The organism is Glutamicibacter sp. 363 (assembly GCF_052379505.1).
Classification (GTDB): Bacteria; Actinomycetota; Actinomycetes; order Actinomycetales; family Micrococcaceae; genus Glutamicibacter.
In genome coordinates this window covers 58,095-78,541 of the sequence record NZ_JBQSYR010000008.1, presented here as the reverse complement: position 1 = coordinate 78,541, position 20,447 = coordinate 58,095, and the positions used below count along the sequence as shown (strand labels likewise).

The window sequence follows — 20,447 nt, the reverse complement described above, 5'->3', positions numbered from 1 at the left end:
CATGAATTGGTCGAACTGAAATCGCGGTCCGGTGCCGCTGTCCGTCCGGCGTATCGCTATTGCCGGAAGTAGCACTGGAACTATTTGCAGAATTTAGTGGTTTTTAATGTTCTTTTGTGTATACACTAATTAGGAATCAACGTTCAGACGTCGAATTCGACTCCGCTTCGTGTGGTCTTCACGCGGTCGGAACTGCTGAATTCAAGAATTCCGAAAGGTCACCAGATATGACTACTCCAGTCCAGGGAAAATCCACTAACGTTGCTGACGTTATCGTCGTCGGCGGAGGCAACGCGGCCTTCACCGCCGCACACGCTGCGGTCACGCGCGGCCGCAAGGTCCTGCTGTTGGAAAAAGCTCCGAAGGATCAGTTCGGCGGAAACAGCTACTACACCGCCGGCGCCACCCGCATCGCGCATAACGGTCTGGAAGACCTGCAGGACTTCATCGAATTCGACGAGCGCCACAAGCTCTCCGAGGTTCCTCCCTACTCCGCGGAAGACTACGCGGGCGACATGGCGAAGGTCACCGAGGGGCGCAATGACAAGGAACTGACCGAGGTTCTTGTCACCGAAGCAGCACCGGGCTTGCGTTGGCTGAAGTCCCTGGGGCTGAAGTACCGCCTGATGTACGAGCGCCAAGCGTACTCCCGCGAAGATGGCACCTTCCTCTTCTGGGGCGGGCTGCATGTCGGAAACGTGGACGGCGGCGAAGGGTTGATGAAGGATCACCTTGCGGTGGCCGAAAAGCTTGGCACCGAGGTCCGCTTCGAGCAGGACGTCTTCGCGCTGATCGTTGAAGACGGCACGGTCAAGGGTGTCAAGGTCCGCCAGAGCGACGGCAGCGTGCAGGAACTGCGCGCCGAGTCGGTCGTCCTGGGCGCCGGTGGCTTCGAAGCCAACCCTGAGCTGCGCAAGGAGCACTTGGGTGAGGGCTGGGAGAACGCGAAGGTCCGCGGCACCCCATACAACCACGGTGCAATGATCCAGGCAGGACTGGAGATCGGCATTGCCAAGGGCGGCGACTGGAGCACCTGCCACTCGGTGCAGTGGGACGCATTCACCGCGAAGAACGAATCGAACCGCGAACTGACCAACCGCCTGACCCGCCAGTCCTACCCGCTGGGAATCATCGTCAACAACCTTGGCGAGCGCTTCCTCGACGAAGGTGCGGACTTCCGCAACCTGACCTACGCCAAGTACGGCCGCGAAATCTTGAAGCAGCCGGATTCTGTCGCCTACCAGATCTTCGATGCAAACTTGCGTCCGATGCTGCGCAGTGAAGAATATGAGATGCCTGGCATCTCCGAAGTCGTTGCCGATACCGTCGAGGAACTGGCCCAGAAGATCAACGTCGACGCCGCCTCGCTGGCCAAGACCATCACCGAATACAACGGTGCCATCGACACCAGCATCCCGTTCGATCCGAACGTGCTGGATGGCCGCGCCTCGAAGGTCACCCCGGTGAAGAGCAACTGGGCCACCCCGTTGGCCACCGGTCCGTTCTACGCCTACCCGGTCACCTGCGGCATCACCTTCACCTTCGGTGGGCTCAAGGGCGACACCGAGGGCCGCGCGCTGAACGAAGAAGGCCAGCCGGTACCGGGCCTGTTCGTCTGCGGCGAGATGCTCGGTGGACTGTTCTCGGCGAACTACCCAGGTGGTTCGGGTCTTGCCGCCGGTGTCGTGTTTGGCCGCCGAGCCGGTAATCTGGCCTAAGGCAAGGTGCAGTTCCCTCGTACGCGGTGCCGCGTACGAGGGAACTGCAGATCACTACTATTGGACGCAGAACGGCGGGGCATGGCGAAGATCGATTCGGAAACGATTCACGCGCAGTTGAAGGAAGACCTGCTGCGCGGTGCCTTCGCGCCCGGAGATCCGCTGCGTGAGGTCGCGCTGGCCGAACGCTTCGGCGTCTCGCGCACCCCGGTGCGCGAGGCGCTCACCCGGTTGCTGCATGAGGGGCTGCTCGAACGCCGAGCCCGCGGATTGTTCGTGCGCGAAATTGACCCGGAGCAGATCATGCAGGTTTACGACCTGCGCATCATGCTCGAAGGGCAGGCCGCTGCGGAGGCCGCGCGGAGCCGGACCGACCCGGACCTGGTCAGGCTCGAAGCGCTCGTTGAACGGGATCGCGCGCTGGTCGATCCCGATGATTCAACGCGTTTGCTGACAAATATCGAGTTCCACCGCTCGCTCTGGCGTGCAGCGCACAATCCGGTGCTCGAAGACCTGCTGGAGCGCTTGGCAACGCATCAACTGCACGCCCCAACCTCGACGCTTTCGGTGGGATCGCGCTGGGCCGACTCCCTCGATGAGCACCAGCGCATCGTGGAGCTGATTAGCGAGCGCCGCTCGGACCAAGCGCAGGAGCAAGTCCGGGCGCATATGTCGACGGCCAAATCGATGCGCTTGAAAATGTTCTCGCACCTCTAGGAGATTCGCCCATAAATCCCGCCACTGGCGGGATTTTTTAGGTTTAACGTACCCTCTCGGGATAGCGCGAGCGCGCTAGCTGCCAGATGCCGCCAGCGGTGGAACCACGGCACAGAGCACCCGGCGAGGCATAGCTTGGATCTGGTTACCGGACAGGAGAATGCTTCGGCATGGCCCGCCGAGCCGCCCAACAAAATGGCAGTGGCAACAACAGCCGGCGCCGATTAATAGACTCGTGGCCGGATCCCCTTGGAATTTTAGGAACGGGATCCGGCCACGATGGCTTTAGTGAATGTGTTTGCTACAGCCCGCGCACCAGCAGCACGTCCAGGGTGCGTGGACCGTGCACGCCCTCCACTCGCTCCAGCTCGATGTCGCTGGTGGCCGACGGCCCGGAGATCCAGGTCAACGGGCGGGTGATGGTCAGCCGGGGCATTGCTTCGGGGAGCAGCTGCACGATGCTGGACACCGGAACGATGCACAGATGATGGTCCGGGACCAATGAAATCGCGCGGCGCCCCTGATTCGGCTCGCCGTCGAGGATGATGGTTCCGGACTCGGCGATGGTCACCTGCGAGGAGGTCACCACGGCGCTGGTCTCATCCAGTTCGGCAACCGTAAGCCGTGACCCTGGGGCATCGGCAATCTGGGCGACCCCCTGCGGCAGGTCAGCCAGCCACTGCTGATCCAGCCCATGCGGGAAGACGACCGAATTAGCGTCCTTCAGTTTCGCGGCAACAAACTCGGGAATCTGCGCGTTGTCGATGACCTCTACGCCCGCCTTGTAATCGACCAGCCGGTCTACCAGCATCTCGATGAGCTCTTCCTCGGACATCTGCGAGGAGGTACGGTACTCGCGGGGAGTTTCCTCGGCTACCGGCGCATCTGACAGCGCCGAACGGATGCGGCCGAGGATTTCTTCTTTGGCGCTCACTTGGACTCCTTTTCGTCGCTCCACCAGTCGCGGAAGGACTTGTTCGGTGGGGCAGGGATATCGCGGCTCTGCGTCCAGCCGGCCGCGATGCCCGGAAGCTTCTTGATCTTCTTGTCCTTGCCGGCCATCAGGCGGCCCAGCGGCAGAGCCTTTTCAAGCAGCCCCAGGTTCTTGCCCTTGCCCAGCGCCCAGGAACCACCCTTCATCAGCAGGTCCATTTGGGTGGGGATCTTATGCGTCTCGCGTTTGGCATCCACGTCTTCGCCGCGCAGGTGCACGAGGATCTCGGGGATATTGATCTTCACCGGGCACGCGTCGTAGCAGGCGCCGCACAGCGAGGAAGCATAGGGCAACGAACCGTTGTCCTCTGCCTCGATGCCGGTCATCAGCGGGGAAAGAATCGCGCCAATCGGGCCGGGGTAGGTCGAACCGTAGGCGTGCCCGCCGGTGCGTTCGTACACCGGGCACACATTCATGCAGGCCGAGCAGCGGATGCAGTTCAGCGCGGTGCGGCCAAATCGGTCCGACAGGGCGCGGGTGCGACCGTTATCCAGCAGCACGATGTGCACATTCTGCGGTCCGTCGTCGGCGCTGGCCCCGGTCCACAGCGAGGTGTACGGGTTCATGCGCTCGCCGGTGGAGGAACGTGGAAGCAGCTGCATGAAGACTTCGAGGTCCTCCCACTTCGGCAGGACCTTCTCGATGCCCATGACGGTAATCAGGGTTTCGGGAAGGGTCAGGCACATGCGGCCGTTGCCCTCGGATTCCACGACGCCTAGGGTGCCGGTATCTGCCAGGGCGAAATTCGCACCGGAGATCGCCACCTTGGCGGCCAGGAACTTCTTGCGCAGATGCGAACGGGCTGCCTCGGCCAGCTTGGCCGGCTCATCGGTGAGCTCCGGGTCCACCGAAGGCATTTCCTTCAAGAAGATATCGCGCACCTCGGTGCGGTTCTTGTGGATGGCCGGAACCAGAATATGGCTTGGCTTGTCGTTGCCCAGCTGAACAATGAGTTCGGCGAGGTCTGTTTCGAAGGCCTCGATGCCCTGGGTCTCAAGATATTCATTCAAGCCAATTTCCTGGGTGGCCATGGACTTGACCTTGACCACCTCGGTGGAGCCGGTTTCCTTGACCAGCCCGGTGACGATCTTATTGGCCTCGGTCGCATCCCGTGCCCAGTGGACGGTGCCGCCACGGGCGGTGAAGTTCTTCTCGAACTGAAGCAGCAGCTCTTCGACATTTGCCATCGCGTTGTTCTTGATGGCCGAGCCGGCATCGCGCAGCTCTTCCCAGTCGGAAAGTTCACCGACAACCTTCACCCGCTTGTCGCGAATGGTGTGGGTGGCATGGCGCAGGTTCTTGCGCATCTGGGTGTTGCCCAGCTCGCGGTGCGCGGCCTGGGGGAATGGCTCTTCTTCGAAAAGGTTGCCATGTCCCGCCGCTGGCATGCCGAGGAATACCTGAGTCACAGGGTCACCGTCTCTTCCATGGTGCTGGCCAGGATATCGGCCAGGTGCAGGGTCTTTGGTTTGGCTCCGGTGCGTGAAAGTCCGCCTCCGATGTGCATCAGGCAGGAGGCGTCGCCCCCGGCGCAGGCCGAAGCACCGGTGGAGCAGATGTTCTTCATCTTGTCTTCGAGCATGGCGGTGGATACGTCGGCGTTTTTCAGCGAGAAGGTCCCGCCGAAGCCGCAGCACTGATCCGCTTCGGGAAGTTCCTCGACGGTAATGCCTCCCACGGTTTTCAGCAGGTCCAGCTGGCGGTCGCCAAGCCCCAGCGAGCGCTTGCCGTGGCAAGAAGGATGATAGGTGATGGTGTCCGGGAAATAGCTGCCCAGCTGCTCGGCGGCGTTGCTCACGCCGAGCACGTCAACCAGGAGCTGCGAGAGCTCATAGGTGCGCTTGCCGACGGCAACCGCTCGTTCCTTCAACTCGGGCTTGCCGAGCCGCTCTGCGAGGTACGGGTGCTGGTGCTTAACGGAGGCAACGCAGGAACCCGAGGGAGCTACCGCGACGTCGTAGTCGTCGGTGTCAAAGGCATTGATGTGGTTTTCGACCACGGGCAGGGCTTCAGGCATGTATCCGGAATTGATGTGCATTTGCCCACAGCAGGCCTGGGCCTTGGGGAAAATGACTTCATGGCCCAAGCGTTCCAAGATTTTGACGGTCGACTTGGCGGTTTCGGGGTACATGGCATCCACGATGCATGTGGCAAAGAGAGCAATCCGCATAGTAAATAACTCTTTCGAAGTGTGGTCTGACCATACTATGTGTTCATCTTTGGATAAGTCAAGATTTGTTGTGATCGTACTCACCTTGTAATCTAGGTGGTCGGACCACGTATGGTCAGACCAACTTCGAGTAAGGACGCCCACACCGTGTTTACACCCTCCACAGATCCAGTTGCGGGAAGTGTAGCGATCTCAGCACTTGTTGCCTTGATCCCTCTTCTTACCTTCTTTGTTTTGCTGGCAGTAATCAAGACCAAAGCACATATAGCCGGGCTAGGCTCGCTGGCAGTCGCCATCATCATCGCGATCTTTGGTTGGCATATGCCGGTTGGCATGGCGTTGAACTCCGGGGTGATGGGCATGGTCTTCGGTGCCTTCCCGATCGTCTGGATCGTGGTGATGGCCATCTTCCTCTACCAGGTGACGGTGAAGTCCGGACGCTTCGAGGATCTGCGCCGGGTCTTTGATGTGATTGGTGGTGGCGACGTCCGCATCCAGGCCGTGCTGATCGCCTTCTGCTTCGGTGGGCTGCTCGAAGCACTGGCAGGTTTCGGCGCTCCGGTGGCAATTACCGCAACCATGCTGCTGGCTTTGGGTCTGGCTCCATTGCGTGCGGCCTGTGCCGTCTTGATCGCCAACACTGCCCCGGTTGCCTTCGGCGCAGTTGCCATCCCGATCACCACCGCCGGTGCCCTGACCGGAATCCCGGCCACCGAAATCGGCGCGGTTGTGGGCCACCAGTCACCACTGCTGGCCCTCTTTGTCCCGTCGATTCTGGTCCTGGTTATCGACGGCTGGCGTGGTATGCGCCAGACTCTTCCGGCGACCCTGACCATCGGCATTTCCTTCGGTGTGGCCCAGTGGCTTTGCTCGACCTACTTCTCCTACGAGCTGACCGATATTGTGGCCTCGCTCGTCGGCTTGGCCGCCGCAGTGATTCTGCTTCGCTTCTGGACTCCAAAGGGTGCCGACGAGGCGCGAGCGCGGGTGCTGACCCCGGAGGCTGCTGCCGAGCCGGTGGAGCATAACAAGAAGCTGCACGCCAACAACACCTGGATGGCTTTGTTCCCGTACCTGCTGGTGATCGTGATCTTCGGTATTGCCAAACTGTGGAAGCTGGGCGTTGATATTCCGGCGTGGCTGGCCAGCACCGATATCAAGTTCGGCTGGCCAGGATTGCATGGCAGCGTGGTCGACGCAGCGGGCGAGGCGGTAGCCTCGACGATTTACAACTTCTCCTGGCTGTCCTCCCCGGGCACACTGCTGTTGATCACCGGTGTGATCGTTGCATTCGTCTACTCGCGCAACACCGGCAACGGCAAATACGCCATGACCTTCGGCGAAGGCCTGGCAGAAGTCGGCAAAACCATGTACAGCATGCGTTACGCGGCCCTGACCATCCTCTCGGTGCTCGGCCTGGCCTATGTGATGAACCTGTCCGGCCAGACCATCACCGTGGGTACCTGGCTCGCCGGTGCCGGCGGCGCCTTCGCTTTCCTTTCCCCGATCCTGGGCTGGATCGGCACCGCCGTGACCGGTTCGGATACCTCCGCCAACGCGCTGTTCGCCAAGCTGCAGCAGACCGCCGGCGTCAACGCCGGCATCGACCCGACCTTGCTGGTCGCAGCGAACACCTCCGGTGGCGTGGTCGGCAAGCTCATCTCCCCGCAGAACCTGGCAATTGCCGCCACCGCGGTAAAGATGGAAGGCCAGGAATCGGTGATCCTCAAGAAAGTTGCCGGCTGGTCCGTAGGCATGCTGCTGGTACTGTGTACCCTGGTTTACCTACAGTCCACGCCGATTTTGTCGTGGATGCTTCCGTAATCTAGTTCAAGGCTAAAATGGTCTTCTGATGTCTATTACTCCAGCCCCGCGTGCGTACCAGGTCGTCCTTGAGTCAATCGAGGCAGACCTCCGTTCCGGAAAACTCGCCATAGGGGACCAGCTCCCCGGCGAGCGTGCGCTCGCGGAGCAGCATCAGATTTCCAGGGCATCGGTTCGCGATGCCATCCGCGTGCTGGATGTGCTGGGCTTGGTCAGAACCTCGACGGGTTCCGGCCCGAACTCCGGCGCTGTCATCATCTCCAACCCGTCCGCGGGTATTTCTCAAGCTTTGCGCATGCACTTGGCCGCGAAAGGCATCAACGTTCGCGAAATAGTTGAATCCCGAATCTTGATGGAAACCTGGGCCGCCCAGATGAATCCGCGAAATCCGGCGCATGCCCAGCAGGTCATTGACCGCACCGCGGTGTTGATCATGCGCATGGATGACCCGCAGCTTTCCCGCGACGCGTTCCACCGGATCGATGCCGAATTCCACGTGTTGCTGGCCTCCATGGCGGGAAATTCGGTGGTGGAGACCATGATGGAATCCTTGCGAAACTCGATTAGCCACTACGTCTCCGAATCAATTCCTGATGACGAGTCGTGGCAGCCGATCGTGCGCGTGCTCCGCCGCCAGCACAAGGCCATTCACCACGCTTTCGCCACCAACCAGCGTGAACGTGCAGCGCAGTTGTTGGAAGAACACATCACCTGGTTCTATTCGCAGACGCGCTAGGGCAAAAGGATCAACCCGGTAGCTATCCCTCAAGGGGAAAGCTACCGGGTTTGCTTGTCGAAGTTTCAATGAATGGCACGGCATGAATTCCAGCGGAATTCGGCGTTGCATCAGTGGCCGAGGGTACGAGGTATTTTGTCGGGCAAGCAAATAGACTTGAGCTACCGCTTCCCTTGGACCTGAGCTGCAACGAATGGTGGACATGGAATACACGCTGTCTTTTCCCGAGCTGAACCGGTATTTCGCTGCCCGAACGATGATGGAGGGCAGCCTCATCCATTCGTCGGGTGAGGTGAACCCGTACCGCTGGGTGCAGACCGGCGGGATGAGTCGTGTCCACGCCGACGTGGCCGACGCCGATGCGTTCATCCAGCTGGAACTGAATAATGGAAAAGTCCACTATGTTTTTAACTGCTCGGCCAAGGAACTGGACGGACCGTGCAAGCACATCGCCGCGCTGGGGCTGTACCTGACGCGCAACCCGGATGAAGAACTGACGGTCAGCGACGACTCCAGCCTCAACCCCCATGACGGGTCGAGCCCGCGGCCGATTCCGCACTGGCAACGATCCTTGCAAGCACTCTTGCCCGTGGCGGAACCCGAGGCCGATATCCTGGCGCTGGGCATGCTGGTCTCGGTAGTTCATGAACGATATCGGCATGCCGAGTCCTATGACATCAAAGTGCGCCCGGCCCAACCGGGTAGCCGCTCGCCCTGGGTGCAAAGCGGCGTCTCATGGGCGAATCTGCAACATGACAAGCGTTTCGATGAGACTCAACGCAAGGCGATGATGGAGTTGCACGCTCTGACGCTGCGACAGGGCGAAGCCTACTATTACAATCATTGGGGCAACGATTGGGTAACCCTCAACGCCCTGCCCGGTGAAGAGCTGGCGCACTGTCTGAAAAGCATCCGCGACTCGGGTGTCGCGATCGTGGCCGCCAAGACGAAGGAACCCCTCGACTTCCCGCAATCACCTGCGACGGGTTTTGTCGATTTCAGGCAAGGCCCCACCGGGCTTACCCTGGATCCCAAGATTTCGGCTCCGGAGGGATTCCCGAAATCCATGATCGCGTTGGGCAGGCCACCGGCCGCGGCCGTGTTCTCTGACGGGGCACCGGACAAGGGCGGCTCCTTGCACCTTGCCTGCTTCGAACCGGCGATTACCAACGAGCTCATAGATCTTATCCGCAATGGTCCGGTGGAAATTCCGGCGGATCAGATATCCGATTTCAACCAATCGTTCTTGTCCCGGTTGCGTCTCGTTGCGCCGCTGAGCAGCACCGATGGAAGTTTCGACGTACCGGAACCGGCGCGGCCAATGCTGCGGCTCGAACTGCGGCATTCGCGCAACGAACTGACCGGAGATTTCTCCTGGCAGTATGCCGATGCGGGGGTACGCCAGCGGAAAACCGAACGACTGATCGTGCGCAGCATCCTGGACAAAGTCGGTTCCGAGCACCCTCTGGTGCAGACGAACACGGGAAGCTTCGCAGCACTGCGCCTGGACACCAGCGAGAGCATCGATTTTGTGCTTGATACCTTGCCATTGCTGCGTGAGCACCCCGATGTGCACGTCGACGAGCAGACCGCAGTCCCCGAGTACCGAGTCGCCGAGGGGCAAGCCGTGGTAAGCATCGGGGCCGGCGAATCGAGCAACGATTGGTTCGACCTGGACGTCGATATCAAGCTTGCCGACCAGAATATTCCCTTTGTCGAGCTATTCAGCGCGCTCAGCGCCGGGGATGACTACCTGGTGCTGGAAGACGCTCGGGTGGTTCCCATCGATGGCGAAGAGTTCCATGTCTTGCGCCAGCTCATTGCGGAAGCCGGTGAACTGGCGCAAAGCACATCCTCGGGAGTGCGAATGCACCGGTTGAGCATTGACTGGTGGCAAGAACTGGTAGCGCTGGGCATTATCGAAGCTCAGGAAAATGAGTGGCTCACCGCGATGGCGAAACTGACCGGGGCGGATGGTCCGGAGCCGGTGCAGGTCACCGAATCCTTCACCGCCACCTTGCGCGACTATCAGCAGCAAGGGCTCAACTGGTTGGATTTCTTGCGCCGCCATCAGTTGGGCGGTGTGCTCGCGGACGACATGGGACTGGGTAAGACGGTTCAGTTGCTCGCCGCACTGGACAAAGCCCGTCACGAGGATCCGGAGGCCAAATATCTGGTGGTCGCGCCTACCTCGGTGGTAGGCAACTGGGCGAGCGAGGCGGCCAAATTCACGCCGCAGCTTCGCACCACCGCGCTGGGCGAGACAAGCACCAAGCGCCGCTCGAGCGTGGCAGAAGCAATCGGCGATGCGCAGCTGGTGATCACCAGCTACGCAATTTTCCGGCTGGATTTCGAGCGCTTTGAAGCGATGGGCTTTTCGGTGCTGATTCTGGACGAAGCGCAAATGGTCAAGAACCACGCTTCCAAGGGATATAAGCAGGTGCGCCAGATTCAAGTGCCGTGCAAGTTTGTGGTCACCGGCACTCCGGTGGAAAACAACCTCTTGGAACTCTGGGCGCTGACTTCACTAGCCGCGCCCGGCCTGCTCGGTGGGCTCAAGGCCTTCAAGGACAGCTATTCCAAGCCCATCGCTTCGGGGGATGGCTCGCGAATGCAACGGCTGAAGAGCAGGTTGCGTCCGTTTGTCCTGCGCAGGACCAAGGAACAGGTGGCCAAGGACCTTCCGGCGAAGACCGAACAGGTCATTTACGTGGATCTGGAATCGGCGCACCGCAAAGCCTACGACCGGCGTTTCCAGCGTGTTCGCCAGGAAGTGCTGGGTCTGGTGCAAGACGTGGATTCCAACCGGTTCAAGATTTTGCAGTCGCTGACCTTGCTTCGCCAGCTTGCCTTGGATCCCTCGCTTGTCGATGAAGGGACCGGCCCAAGCGCGAAACTTGAACTGCTGCATTCGCTGCTGGAAGACGCGGTGGCCGAAGGCCATAAGATCTTGGTCTTTAGCCAGTTCACCTCGTTCTTGTCCAAGGCACGCGGCGTTGCCCTGCACCTTGGCTTTGAAACCGGCTACCTGGACGGAAGCACCAGCGGGGCAAAGCGCCGAGAGCTCATCGAGGATTTTGGGCTCGGCAAATTCCCGGTCTTCTTCATCTCGCTCAAGTCCGGAGGGTTCGGCATTAACCTCACCGCAGCGGACTACTGCATTTTGCTGGATCCGTGGTGGAATCCCGCGGCCGAAGCCCAGGCTATCGACAGGGCGCACCGCATCGGTCAGGATAAGCCGGTGTATGTGTACCGGTTGGTTGCGAAGGACACCATTGAAGACAAGGTCCTGGCTTTGCAGGCAAGGAAGACCCAGCTCTTCAACGAGGTGCTGGGGGATTCGGACCAAATGGCGGCGGCAGCATCCCTGAATACCGAGGATTTCATGGCGCTTCTCGAGTAACCGGGATTATTGGGGATCTTCGATTTCCTCATTCATACGGTGCAGCAGGTCGGCGAAACGTCGCACATCCGTTTCGTCCCATTCGGACAAGCGGCGGTGAAGCCGCTCGCGCAGGGTATTCCCGCTGACTTTCCAGGCCTCGCGCGCTTTTCCGGTGACCGAAACCAGCTGGGCTCGGCCATCGTTTGGATCCGAAGTACGTGTAATGAGCCCCATGGTCTCAAGCTGCTTGACCATTCGAGAAATGGTGGCCTTGTCCAGTTCGAGGTGTTCGGCGAGGACACCTTGCTGCTGTGCATCGTGGTGAATCAAGAAGGACAGAATCCGGTAGCCCGGTGCCTGCAGCTCCGGATGGATCGCTCTGGCGCGTTCGCGGATTGTTTGGCGGGCGCGAAGCAGGGTGGTGGTGAACTCTTTTTCCACCTCGGAAAGCAGCTTTTCATCGTGCATGGTTACCATTCTAGGTATCTCCGGCCCGGTCATCGACTTTTAGCTCGCAAATAAGACCATGGTGCGGTTGCAGACACCGTGCGCAGGATGCGTTTCGCGGCGGGGTGGTGCCATGGATAACAACGCTAATTACTTGAAGCTTCAATAAACTTGAGTGTATCCTTGTCTCATGACGCAGCCAGCAGAACTCCCTCCAGTCCTATTCCTTAGCCACGGCGCACCGCCATTGGCCGATGATGCCCGATGGACCAGCGAATTAGCTGACTGGTCAGGCGCCATCGAAAAGCCCAAGGACATTCTGATGATCTCCGCGCACTGGGAAAATGCTCCGGTGACGCTGAGTGCCACGCAGCAGAAAAACGAACTTGTCTATGACTTCTGGGGCTTTCCGCAGAAGTACTATGACGTACGCTATGACGCGCCTATGGCTCCAGGCCTGGCTGCCGAGGTTGAGCGGCTGACCGCAATACATGGCCACCACGTGGAACGCGATGAGACTCGCGGGCTCGACCATGGAGCCTATGTGCCGTTGAAGGAAATGTTTCCGGATGCCGACGTTCCGGTGGTGCAAATGTCGATGCCGACCTTGGATCCAGCTGGCTTGTTCGAACTCGGAAAGTCACTGGCCCCGTTACGCGACCGCGGAACGTTGATTGTCGGGTCGGGGTTCACCACCCACAATCTGCGTTGGTTCAATCCTGCCGCGGGAGCCGATTCCACTCCGCCGGCGGCCTCTAGCGAATTCGACCACTGGGCCGAAGAGGCGATGGCGCGCGGAGATGTGGACTCTATCCTAGATTTCATGCACAAGGCGCCGGCGGCACGCGAGGCTCATCCTCGCTCCGAGCACTGGGCGCCGCTGTACGTATCCCTCGGTGCCGCCTATGCATCCGGCGGTATCGACGCGAAGACGGCAATCGACGGCTTCTGGTACGGGCTGTCCAAGCGCTCCTGGACGCTGACCTAAGACTCTGCAAGGCCCCAAGTAGCAAAATAACGATCCCGCGGCCCCTTTGGACCGCGGGATCGTTTTTGGTGCCAGATCAAAGGTGGCGTGACGAGCGGTTTGTGCGCCGTTTCTGTGACGGCAGGCCAATTCGGCTGGAAATATTGAGGCTAAATGTAACTGGATCCAGAGAGGCGGAGCTTGGGGTCCGCAGGTTTTCTGGTGAGGTCAGAACTTCAATGCCCCTTCCCCTCGCGGTCCTCTCGGCGGCTGTGGCACAATCCATTGCGTGACTACCCTCACAATTTATGTGAGAATAGGTTATGCTCTTATGGTCAGACCATAGTGGTCTGACCATAAGGTGATTGGTTTCTCGCACTAAGTGAAGCTGCCTGGACGCAGACTGGAACTCTGCGGAAGTATGGTCAGAGAGGATCAGAAATATGGACAACTTAGCTGTGCTCGCGTTGCTCGCGCTGGCGCCGATATTAGTGGTTGGAGTGTTGCTCGCAGGCTTCCGCTGGCCCGCGAAATTCGCGATGCCGGTCGGATATGTCGTTGCGGTGCTGGTAGCACTGTTCGTCTGGAAAATGGACTTCAGCGGTGTGCTTGCAGCCTCGATTGAGGGGCTCGTCGTCGCGGCAACCATGCTCTACATTGTGTTCGGCGCTCTGCTGTTGCTCGCGACGCTTACAGTTGGTGGCGCAATGTCCACCATCAGGGCTGGCTTCAACAACATTTCTCCTGACCGTCGCGTCCAAGCGGTGATCATCGGCTGGCTATTTGGCAGCTTCATCGAAGGGGCCTCGGGCTTCGGTACTCCCGCCGCCGTGGTCGCACCGTTGCTGCTGGCCTTGGGCTTCCCGGCTATGGCCGCGGTGATGGTGGGCCTGATCATCCAGAGCACGCCGGTGAGTTTCGGCGCGGTGGGCACCCCGATCCTGATTGGTGTCCAGCAGGGGCTCGGTGGCGATCCTGCGGTGGCAGAACGCATCAGCGTGCTGGGCGTGACCATGCCGGAGTTCGTGGGCTCAATCGGACTGCAAGTCGCAATAATCCACGCCATCGTCGGCTTGCTCATTCCCTTGATCATGGTCTGCATGCTCACCGGATTCTTCGGACCGGAACGCCGCTTCCGGGACGGTCTGGCCGTATGGCCCTTCGCCATCTACGCATCCCTCGCCATGACGGTCCCCTCCGTACTTACTGCCCGCTTCCTCGGTCCTGAATTCCCTTCGCTATTCGGCGGGCTGATCGGCCTCGCACTGGTCATGTTTACCTCCAGCCGTGGATTCCTGATGCCCAAGGAAGTCTTCGACTTCGGGCCCAAGGAGACCTGGTCCGAGCGTTGGATGGGCTCCCTCGAATCGGCCAAGGCCGTTGACCTTACCGGGCGCATGGGCGTGCTGCGCGCCTGGGCGCCCTATATTCTGATGGGCACTCTATTGGTCGCGACTCGAGTGATCCCGGATCTTAAAGCATTCCTGACGGGACTGGCGATTCCAGTAGCGGACATTCTCGGCACCGGAATTAGCACCAGTATCCAACCGTTCTACCTTCCCGGCTTCGTGCTTATCCTCGCTTCCGTCTTTGCCTTCGTCTTGCATAAGATGAACGGCGCCCAAATTGCGCGCGCATTCAAGGTGTCGGCAGGGCAGCTCTTTGGCACCGCCGTTGCATTGCTCTTCGCCGTTCCGCTGGTGCGCATCCTGATCCAATCGGGACCGGAACTGAATAATTCGGGGCTCTCCAGCATTCCGGTGACGTTGGCCGAAGGGGCCGCGGCGATTTCCGGGGGCTTCTGGCCGCTTATCGCGCCGTGGATCGGTGCGCTGGGAGCATTCGTGGCAGGCTCCAATACGATTTCGAACCTGACCTTCTCGCAGTTCCAATTTTCCACAGGGGCTCAGATCGGGGTTCCTCCGGAGTCCATTGTGGCGGCACAGGCCATCGGTGGTGCTGGTGGAAATCCAATTTCCATCCATAACATCGTGGCCGCCTCGGCGACTGTTGGATTGCTAGGGCGCGAAGGTGACTTGCTTCGCAAGACGATCCTCGTCACGATCTACTATTGCTTGGCTGGCGGCACACTTTCCTTCCTGTTCATTCACGGGTTGGGGCTGAATGCTGGCACAATCATGTTGGCGGTGCTGCTGATAGCCATCGCGCTGATTGTCCGGTGGATGCTCAAGCAAAAGCCATATGCCGCAGGCAAGCATCCCGGCGCCCATTCGCCGAAGTTCTCAGAATAGAAAAAGCGGAGCCCAGGCAAGCCGGCAATCATGCGGGCTTGCCTGGGCTCGCTCGTGTGCTCTGGGTTTTGCGAATCGACCGCGAACGGCGAGGCAGGAGGCTGCACGCTTTGTCGCTCCCCTTGGACAGGCATGAAAACGGCTGAAGCGCACTTTTCATCCGTGTCCAGCCCAGCCCAGCCCAGCCTAGCCCAGCAGGAACGTTGCCAGCAGTACTACCGGGATGGTGAGCAAGGTGCTGGTCAGCACCACTTCTCGGGGCACAGCAACTGGCAGTTTGAACTGCTGGGAGAATAGCAGGACGTTTTGCGCGGTGGGCAGCGCCGCCATGATCACCACGCCGAGAAGCTCGATTCCAGCCAGGCCAAAGACGAATCGGGCCACGAGCCAGGCGAGCACCGGCATGAAAATCACCTTGAACGCGGTCGCCAGATAGATTTCGCCTCGCAGGTCCTTATCGGACAGCGGACGCTGGCCGTACAACGCCATGCCGAAGGCCATTAGCAAGAGGGGGATCGACGCGTCGCCGAGCATTTGCACCGGAGCGTGAATGACTTCGGGCAGCCGCAAGCCAAAGAACGAGAAGACCGCGCCGAGCAAGGTAGCAATGGTGACCGGATTGGCGATGGATTTGAGGATCGTCTTCGCGAGCGGCATATTGCCTGTGTCGCCGCGCGGAGCTCGGGAGACCACCGCAAACATGCACAGGTAGACCGGTGCAATGATCAGCAGCTGCGCAATGAGCACCGAGACCACAGGGTTGGTGCTCCCCACCGCGTACAGGGCCAGCGGCACCCCGATATTTCCGGCGTTTACGTAGCTCGTGGACATGGCCGCGGCGGGCAGGCGATGGGCCGGAGTCTTAAAAACCAGCCTTGCGACCATCGCATACAGCGCACCGGTCAGTACCGCGGTGATCAATGCTATCGGGGTGAATACTCCGATAACCGCATGCAGGTCCGTGCTTGCCAGCAGGGTGAACATCAGCGCGGGGTTGGTGATGTAGAAGATGAGTGGGGTCAGCCCCTGGGCAATTGCCACGCGTTTTCGCGGCAAGGCTATCGAGGTCACCAGGCCGATACCGATGAGGATCAGGACAATGGCAAATCCTTGCAATACTCCTTGCATGTTGCCCTTTCTCGCCCAAAGATGGTGCTGCCAGGTCCGAGGTTATTCACGGCCATGGACGGTAGGGATAAGTATGAAATTATCCCCACCGTCCATGGCACATTATTCAGATTCTACTGCTGCCCGCTAGCGAACCAGGGCGGGACTCTTCGCATCGAAGGTCCAGCCGGGGATCAGATATTGCATGGAGACCGCATCATCGCGTGAGCCCAGTCCGTGTTCGAGATACAGCTCGTGAGCTTCTTGCACCCGATCCATATTCAGCGCGACACCTAAACCTGCGCGCTGCGGAACCTTGATTTCGCCATCTCGAATCAGCAGCGAATCCTCGGTGAGTCCCTGGCCATCCTGCCAAATCCAGTGCGTATCCAGGGCAGTGATCTCGCCCGGCGCCGCGGCGCCGACCTGAGTGAACATGGCTAACGAAATATCGAAGTGGTTATTCGAATGCGACCCCCAAGTCAATCCGAATTCGTCGCAGAGCTGGGCGACGCGCACCGAACCGGACATGGTCCAGAAATGCGGGTCGGCTAGCGGGATATCCACCGCGTTGGTGCGCACCGCGTGAGCCATTTCCCGCCAGTCGGTGGCGATCATGTTCGTGGCGGTTTGCAGTCCGGTGGCCCGGCGGAACTCGCTCATCACCTCGCGTCCCGAGAAGCGCCCCTCCGGACCGCATGGGTCCTCGGCGTAGGCCACGACGCCGGCCATGCGCTTGCCCAAGCGGATCGCGTCCTTCAACAGCCATCCGCCATTGGGATCCAAGGTGATTCGAGCCTCGGGGAAACGCTGCTTCAGAGCGATGACGGCATCGACTTCGGCGTCACCATCCTGAACTCCTCCCTTCAGCTTGAAGTCCTTGAAACCGTAGCGTTGCTGGGCCGCCTCGGCCAAGCGGACAATGGCTTCGGGAGTCATGGCCTCTTCCCGGCGCACGCGCCCCCAGGCATCTGCGCCCTGTGGTTCGCGCAGGTACGGAAGGTCGGTCTGATCCGGGTTGCCCACATAGAACAGGTAGCCAAGCATTGGTACCGCATCGCGCTGCTGCCCGTCCCCTAGCAGCTCGGCCACCGGCACACCGAGGAACTGGCCATGCAGATCCAGCAAAGCGGATTCGAGGGCCGTCACCGCGTGCACGGTGGTGCGCAGGTCAAAGGTCTGCGCACCGCGTCCGCCGGAATCCCGGTCCGCGAAACGGGCAGCGACCTGGCGCAGCAGCGTACGGTATTTCGCGACCGGAGCACCGGTAAGCAGTACCCCGGCTTCCTCGATGGTTGACCGGATCGCTTCGCCGCCGGGAACCTCGCCCAGGCCGGTGCGGCCCTCGGAGTCGGTGATGATGGCGATATTGCGGGTAAAGAACGGGCCATGGGCGCCGGAGAGATTCAACAGCATCGAATCATGTCCGGCGACAGGAATGACCTGAATCGAGGCGATAGTTGGCTGGCTGCTCATCGACTACTCTCCGGTGGTTGTCAGGGTGCCGTCAATGCGTCGGGTCAGGTTCCAAGGGTTGTCCTTGGCGATCGGCCGTGGCAGCAGGGCATTGGGGAAATTCTGGTAGGCGACCGGGCGCAAGAAACGTTCGATGGCCAGCGTACCTACCGAGGTGGTCTGCGGATCGGAGGTGGCTGGGAACGGCCCGCCGTGCACCATTGCGTGGCCCACCTCAACGCCCGTTGGCCAGCCGTTGACCAGGATACGGCCAACCTTGGTTTCCAAGGTCGGGAGTACCGCGGCAGCGGTCTCGTGGTCAGCATCGGTGAGCTGCAAGGTCGCGGTGAGCTGGCCTTCCAACTTTGACAGCGCGGTGACCAGTTCGGCAGCAGAATCGTAGCGAATCACTAGCGAAGCCGCACCAAAGATTTCATCCTGAAGCACCGGATTTTCCAGCAGCTGTTCTACCGAGGAGGAGTAGATGGCAGGTGCCGGTGCATTCTGACCGGCTCCTTCGGTACCGCGACCCAACAGCTCGACGCCCGGCTGGCCGCCTAAGGCCTCGACACCCTGTATCCAGGAGTTGTAGATGCCCTCGGTCAGCATTGTCTGCCCCGCGGTATTCGGAGCCTGGCTGCTGATGGCCTGCGCAAAGGCGTCACCGCCAGCGCCGGTAGGCACGAAGACCAATCCAGGTGCGGTGCACAGCTGACCCGAGGAACCGGAGACAGAACCCAGGTAGGCTTTTGCCTGCGCGGCTGGATCTTCGGACAGCGCACCGGCAAAGAAGATCACTGGGTTGATGGAGCTCATCTCGGCGTAGACCGGAATCGGCTCTGGACGTGCGGCCGCGGTAGCCATTAGTGCCGTGCCGCCCGAACGCGAACCGGTAAATCCAACTGCCTTGATCACCGGATCCGCTACGAGGGCCTGGCCGATGGTCGCGCCCGGACCATAAACCAGCGAGAAGACGCCCGGGTGCAGGCCGAAGTCCGCAACGGCCTTGCTGATTGCCCGACCGACAATCTCGCTAGTGCCAGGATGAGCGTTGTGTGCCTTGAAAATAACCGGGCAGCCAGCGGCCAGCGCCGAGGCGGTGTCTCCGCCCGCGGTGGAGAATGCCAGCGGGAAGTTGGAGGCGCCGAAGACCGCAACCGGTCCCACGGCAATCTTGCGCTGGCGAATGTCAACGCGCGGGAGCGGGGCGCGATCGGGCAGTGCCGGATCAACGCGGACCCCATGCTGGTCGCCTTGGCGGATCACCTTAGCGAACAGCCGCAGCTGCCCGGTGGTGCGCCCGCGCTCGCCGGTCAGGCGCGCCTCGGGAAGCCCGGTTTCCGCCATGGCGCGTGCCACCAGCTCGGCACCCACGGCTTCGATGTTCTCGGCAATCGCATCCAGAAAATCCGCGTGCTTCGCGGGCTCCAGCGAGCGGAAGGATTCGAAAGCCTCGGCCGCCGCCGCGGTGGCGATCTTCAGCTGATCCAGATCGATAAGCGAGTAAGCCGGCTCCAGCGGTTCATTGGTGGCAGGGTTGTAGCCGTGTACGGCGCGGCCGTTGCCGGTGGTAGCAGCACCCGCAAGGATTGATTGCCCGCTCAAATTCTGAGTATTGGTGGTCATGTTTACTCCTGATTCGACGTGTTGATTTGCCGGTGATGTACGCGGCTTGGCTTAGTGGGTGGCCTCGGCGGGCACAATGCCTGCCTGCTGGATCAGTGCGCTCAGATCCGCAAGGTCCTGCTCGGTGAGGTTCTGCAGCGGTGGGCGGACCGAACCCGAGTCGCGGCCGATGGCCTTCAACCCGCCCTTGACGATGGAGACACCGTAGCCCTTGACGCGGTCGCGGATATCCAGGTACGGCAATACGAATCGGTTGAGCTTTTCATTGACTGCCACGCGATCCTGGGCGCGCACGTCCTTGTAGAAGTCCAGGGCGAATTCCGGGACGAAGTTGTACATCGCCGAGGAGTAGGTGCTCATGCCCAGCTGCAGCAGTGGCAGCGCAAAAGTCTCGGCGGTGGGCAGGCCGCCGAGGTAGAACAAGCGGTCACCGTTCTTGGCATAGACCTTGGTCAGGTGCTCAATGTCCCCGTTGGCGTCCTTGAAGCCGATGAAGTTCTCGTGGTTCTCTGCCAGTCGGGCCACGGTGTCCGCCGAGTAGACGGCGTTGGCGCGGTTGTACACGATCACGCCGGTTTTGGTTGCGGAGCAGATCGAGGAGACATGCTGGTACAGGCCTTCCTGGTCGCACTCGGTCAGGTATGGAGGCAGCAGCAGCAACCCCTCGGCGCCTGCAGCTTCGGCGTCCTGGGCGTTCTGGATGGCTTGCTTGGTCGAACCGCCGGCCGAGGCGAGCACCGGAACTCGTGAGCCCGCTTCTTCCACAGCCATGCGAACAACCCTGGCCGCTTCCTCTGAGGTCAGGGCAAAGCCTTCGCCGGTGCCGCCGGCCGCGAACAGGCCTGCGACCTCGAAGCTCGACTGCCAATCCAGATGGCGGCGGTAGGTTGGCTCGTCGATTTCAAGGTCAGCATCAAACGCGGTGACCGGGAAGGAAAGCAGTCCGTCTTTGAGCTTGTCGGCGAGTTCGGCGGGAGTGTACTGAGCCATGGGGGATGGTCCTTTTCTTGATCCGTCGCAAGGTGCATCGACGGAAGGTGGGTGGATTG

General features: G+C 60.6%; 15 protein-coding genes. 7 read left to right on the top strand and 8 right to left on the bottom strand.

Going from position 1 to position 20,447, the window contains the following annotated elements; translation table 11 throughout:
- Nucleotides 1–227: 227 nt before the first annotated feature.
- Both tcuA and ACT3UA_RS06500 read left to right on the top strand, forming a co-directional pair.
- Nucleotides 228–1,718 (top strand): FAD-dependent tricarballylate dehydrogenase TcuA, encoded by a 1,491-nt coding sequence (gene tcuA / locus ACT3UA_RS06505; RefSeq protein WP_444615714.1) that lies wholly within the window; start codon nt 228–230, stop codon nt 1,716–1,718.
- An 81-nt stretch (nt 1,719–1,799) separates the two neighbouring features.
- The gene (locus ACT3UA_RS06500) at nt 1,800–2,435 is read left to right on the top strand and encodes a GntR family transcriptional regulator (protein ID WP_444615713.1); all 636 of its coding nucleotides are present in this window, start codon (nt 1,800–1,802) and stop codon (nt 2,433–2,435) included.
- Nucleotides 2,436–2,736: 301 nt separating this feature from the next.
- Here the strand turns inward: ACT3UA_RS06500 and ACT3UA_RS06495 are convergent, their stop codons facing one another.
- Genes ACT3UA_RS06495 through ACT3UA_RS06485 form a run of 3 tightly spaced genes read right to left on the bottom strand, consistent with a single transcriptional unit; the run spans nt 2,737 to nt 5,599 of the window.
- Nucleotides 2,737–3,369 (bottom strand): LutC/YkgG family protein, encoded by a 633-nt coding sequence (locus ACT3UA_RS06495; RefSeq protein ID WP_096283188.1) that lies wholly within the window; start codon nt 3,367–3,369, stop codon nt 2,737–2,739.
- Entirely contained in the window at nt 3,366–4,817 is a 1,452-nt protein-coding gene (locus ACT3UA_RS06490) for a LutB/LldF family L-lactate oxidation iron-sulfur protein (protein WP_444615721.1), read from the bottom strand. Before ACT3UA_RS06490 ends, ACT3UA_RS06495 begins: the two co-directional genes overlap by 4 nt.
- A 17-nt stretch (nt 4,818–4,834) precedes the next feature.
- Nucleotides 4,835–5,599, bottom strand: a complete 765-nt coding sequence (locus ACT3UA_RS06485) for a (Fe-S)-binding protein (protein WP_096283187.1) — start codon at nt 5,597–5,599, stop codon at nt 4,835–4,837.
- A 111-nt stretch (nt 5,600–5,710) separates the two neighbouring features.
- Here ACT3UA_RS06485 and ACT3UA_RS06480 point away from each other — a divergent pair, with 111 nt between their 5' ends.
- The 3 genes from ACT3UA_RS06480 to ACT3UA_RS06470 all read left to right on the top strand — a co-directional run bounded on the left by ACT3UA_RS06480 (nt 5,711) and on the right by ACT3UA_RS06470 (nt 11,562).
- A complete protein-coding gene (locus ACT3UA_RS06480) occupies nt 5,711–7,423 on the top strand; it encodes an L-lactate permease (protein ID WP_096283186.1) in 1,713 nt (570 codons plus the stop codon).
- A gap of 28 nt (nt 7,424–7,451) precedes the next feature.
- Nucleotides 7,452–8,159, top strand: coding sequence for a FadR/GntR family transcriptional regulator (locus ACT3UA_RS06475; RefSeq protein WP_096283185.1), 708 nt, complete (start codon nt 7,452–7,454; stop codon nt 8,157–8,159).
- Between the two features lie 202 nt (nt 8,160–8,361).
- Entirely contained in the window at nt 8,362–11,562 is a 3,201-nt protein-coding gene (locus tag ACT3UA_RS06470) for a DEAD/DEAH box helicase (RefSeq protein WP_444615712.1), read from the top strand.
- A 6-nt stretch (nt 11,563–11,568) separates the two neighbouring features.
- Here ACT3UA_RS06470 and ACT3UA_RS06465 read toward each other — a convergent pair whose 3' ends face one another.
- Nucleotides 11,569–12,012, bottom strand: coding sequence for a MarR family winged helix-turn-helix transcriptional regulator (locus ACT3UA_RS06465; protein WP_176484056.1), 444 nt, complete (start codon nt 12,010–12,012; stop codon nt 11,569–11,571).
- 169 nt (nt 12,013–12,181) lie between these two features.
- Between ACT3UA_RS06465 and ACT3UA_RS06460 the strand changes: the two genes are divergently transcribed.
- On the top strand, nt 12,182–12,979 hold the full coding sequence (locus tag ACT3UA_RS06460) for a dioxygenase family protein (RefSeq protein WP_444615711.1): 798 nt from the start codon (nt 12,182–12,184) through the stop codon (nt 12,977–12,979).
- Nucleotides 12,980–13,401: 422 nt separating this feature from the next.
- A complete protein-coding gene (locus ACT3UA_RS06455) occupies nt 13,402–15,210 on the top strand; it encodes an L-lactate permease (protein ID WP_096283181.1) in 1,809 nt (602 codons plus the stop codon).
- 186 nt (nt 15,211–15,396) lie between these two features.
- Here ACT3UA_RS06455 and ACT3UA_RS06450 read toward each other — a convergent pair whose 3' ends face one another.
- From ACT3UA_RS06450 to kdgD, 4 genes are all read right to left on the bottom strand, one after another.
- Nucleotides 15,397–16,338 (bottom strand): AEC family transporter, encoded by a 942-nt coding sequence (locus ACT3UA_RS06450; RefSeq protein WP_096283180.1) that lies wholly within the window; start codon nt 16,336–16,338, stop codon nt 15,397–15,399.
- Nucleotides 16,339–16,464: 126 nt separating this feature from the next.
- Entirely contained in the window at nt 16,465–17,793 is a 1,329-nt protein-coding gene (locus ACT3UA_RS06445; RefSeq protein WP_096283179.1) for an enolase C-terminal domain-like protein, read from the bottom strand.
- Between the two features lie 3 nt (nt 17,794–17,796).
- Entirely contained in the window at nt 17,797–19,398 is a 1,602-nt protein-coding gene (locus tag ACT3UA_RS06440) for an aldehyde dehydrogenase (NADP(+)) (RefSeq protein ID WP_444615710.1), read from the bottom strand.
- A 51-nt stretch (nt 19,399–19,449) separates the two neighbouring features.
- Nucleotides 19,450–20,388 (bottom strand): 5-dehydro-4-deoxyglucarate dehydratase, encoded by a 939-nt coding sequence (kdgD, locus tag ACT3UA_RS06435; RefSeq protein ID WP_096283177.1) that lies wholly within the window; start codon nt 20,386–20,388, stop codon nt 19,450–19,452.
- Nucleotides 20,389–20,447: the final 59 nt, after the last annotated feature.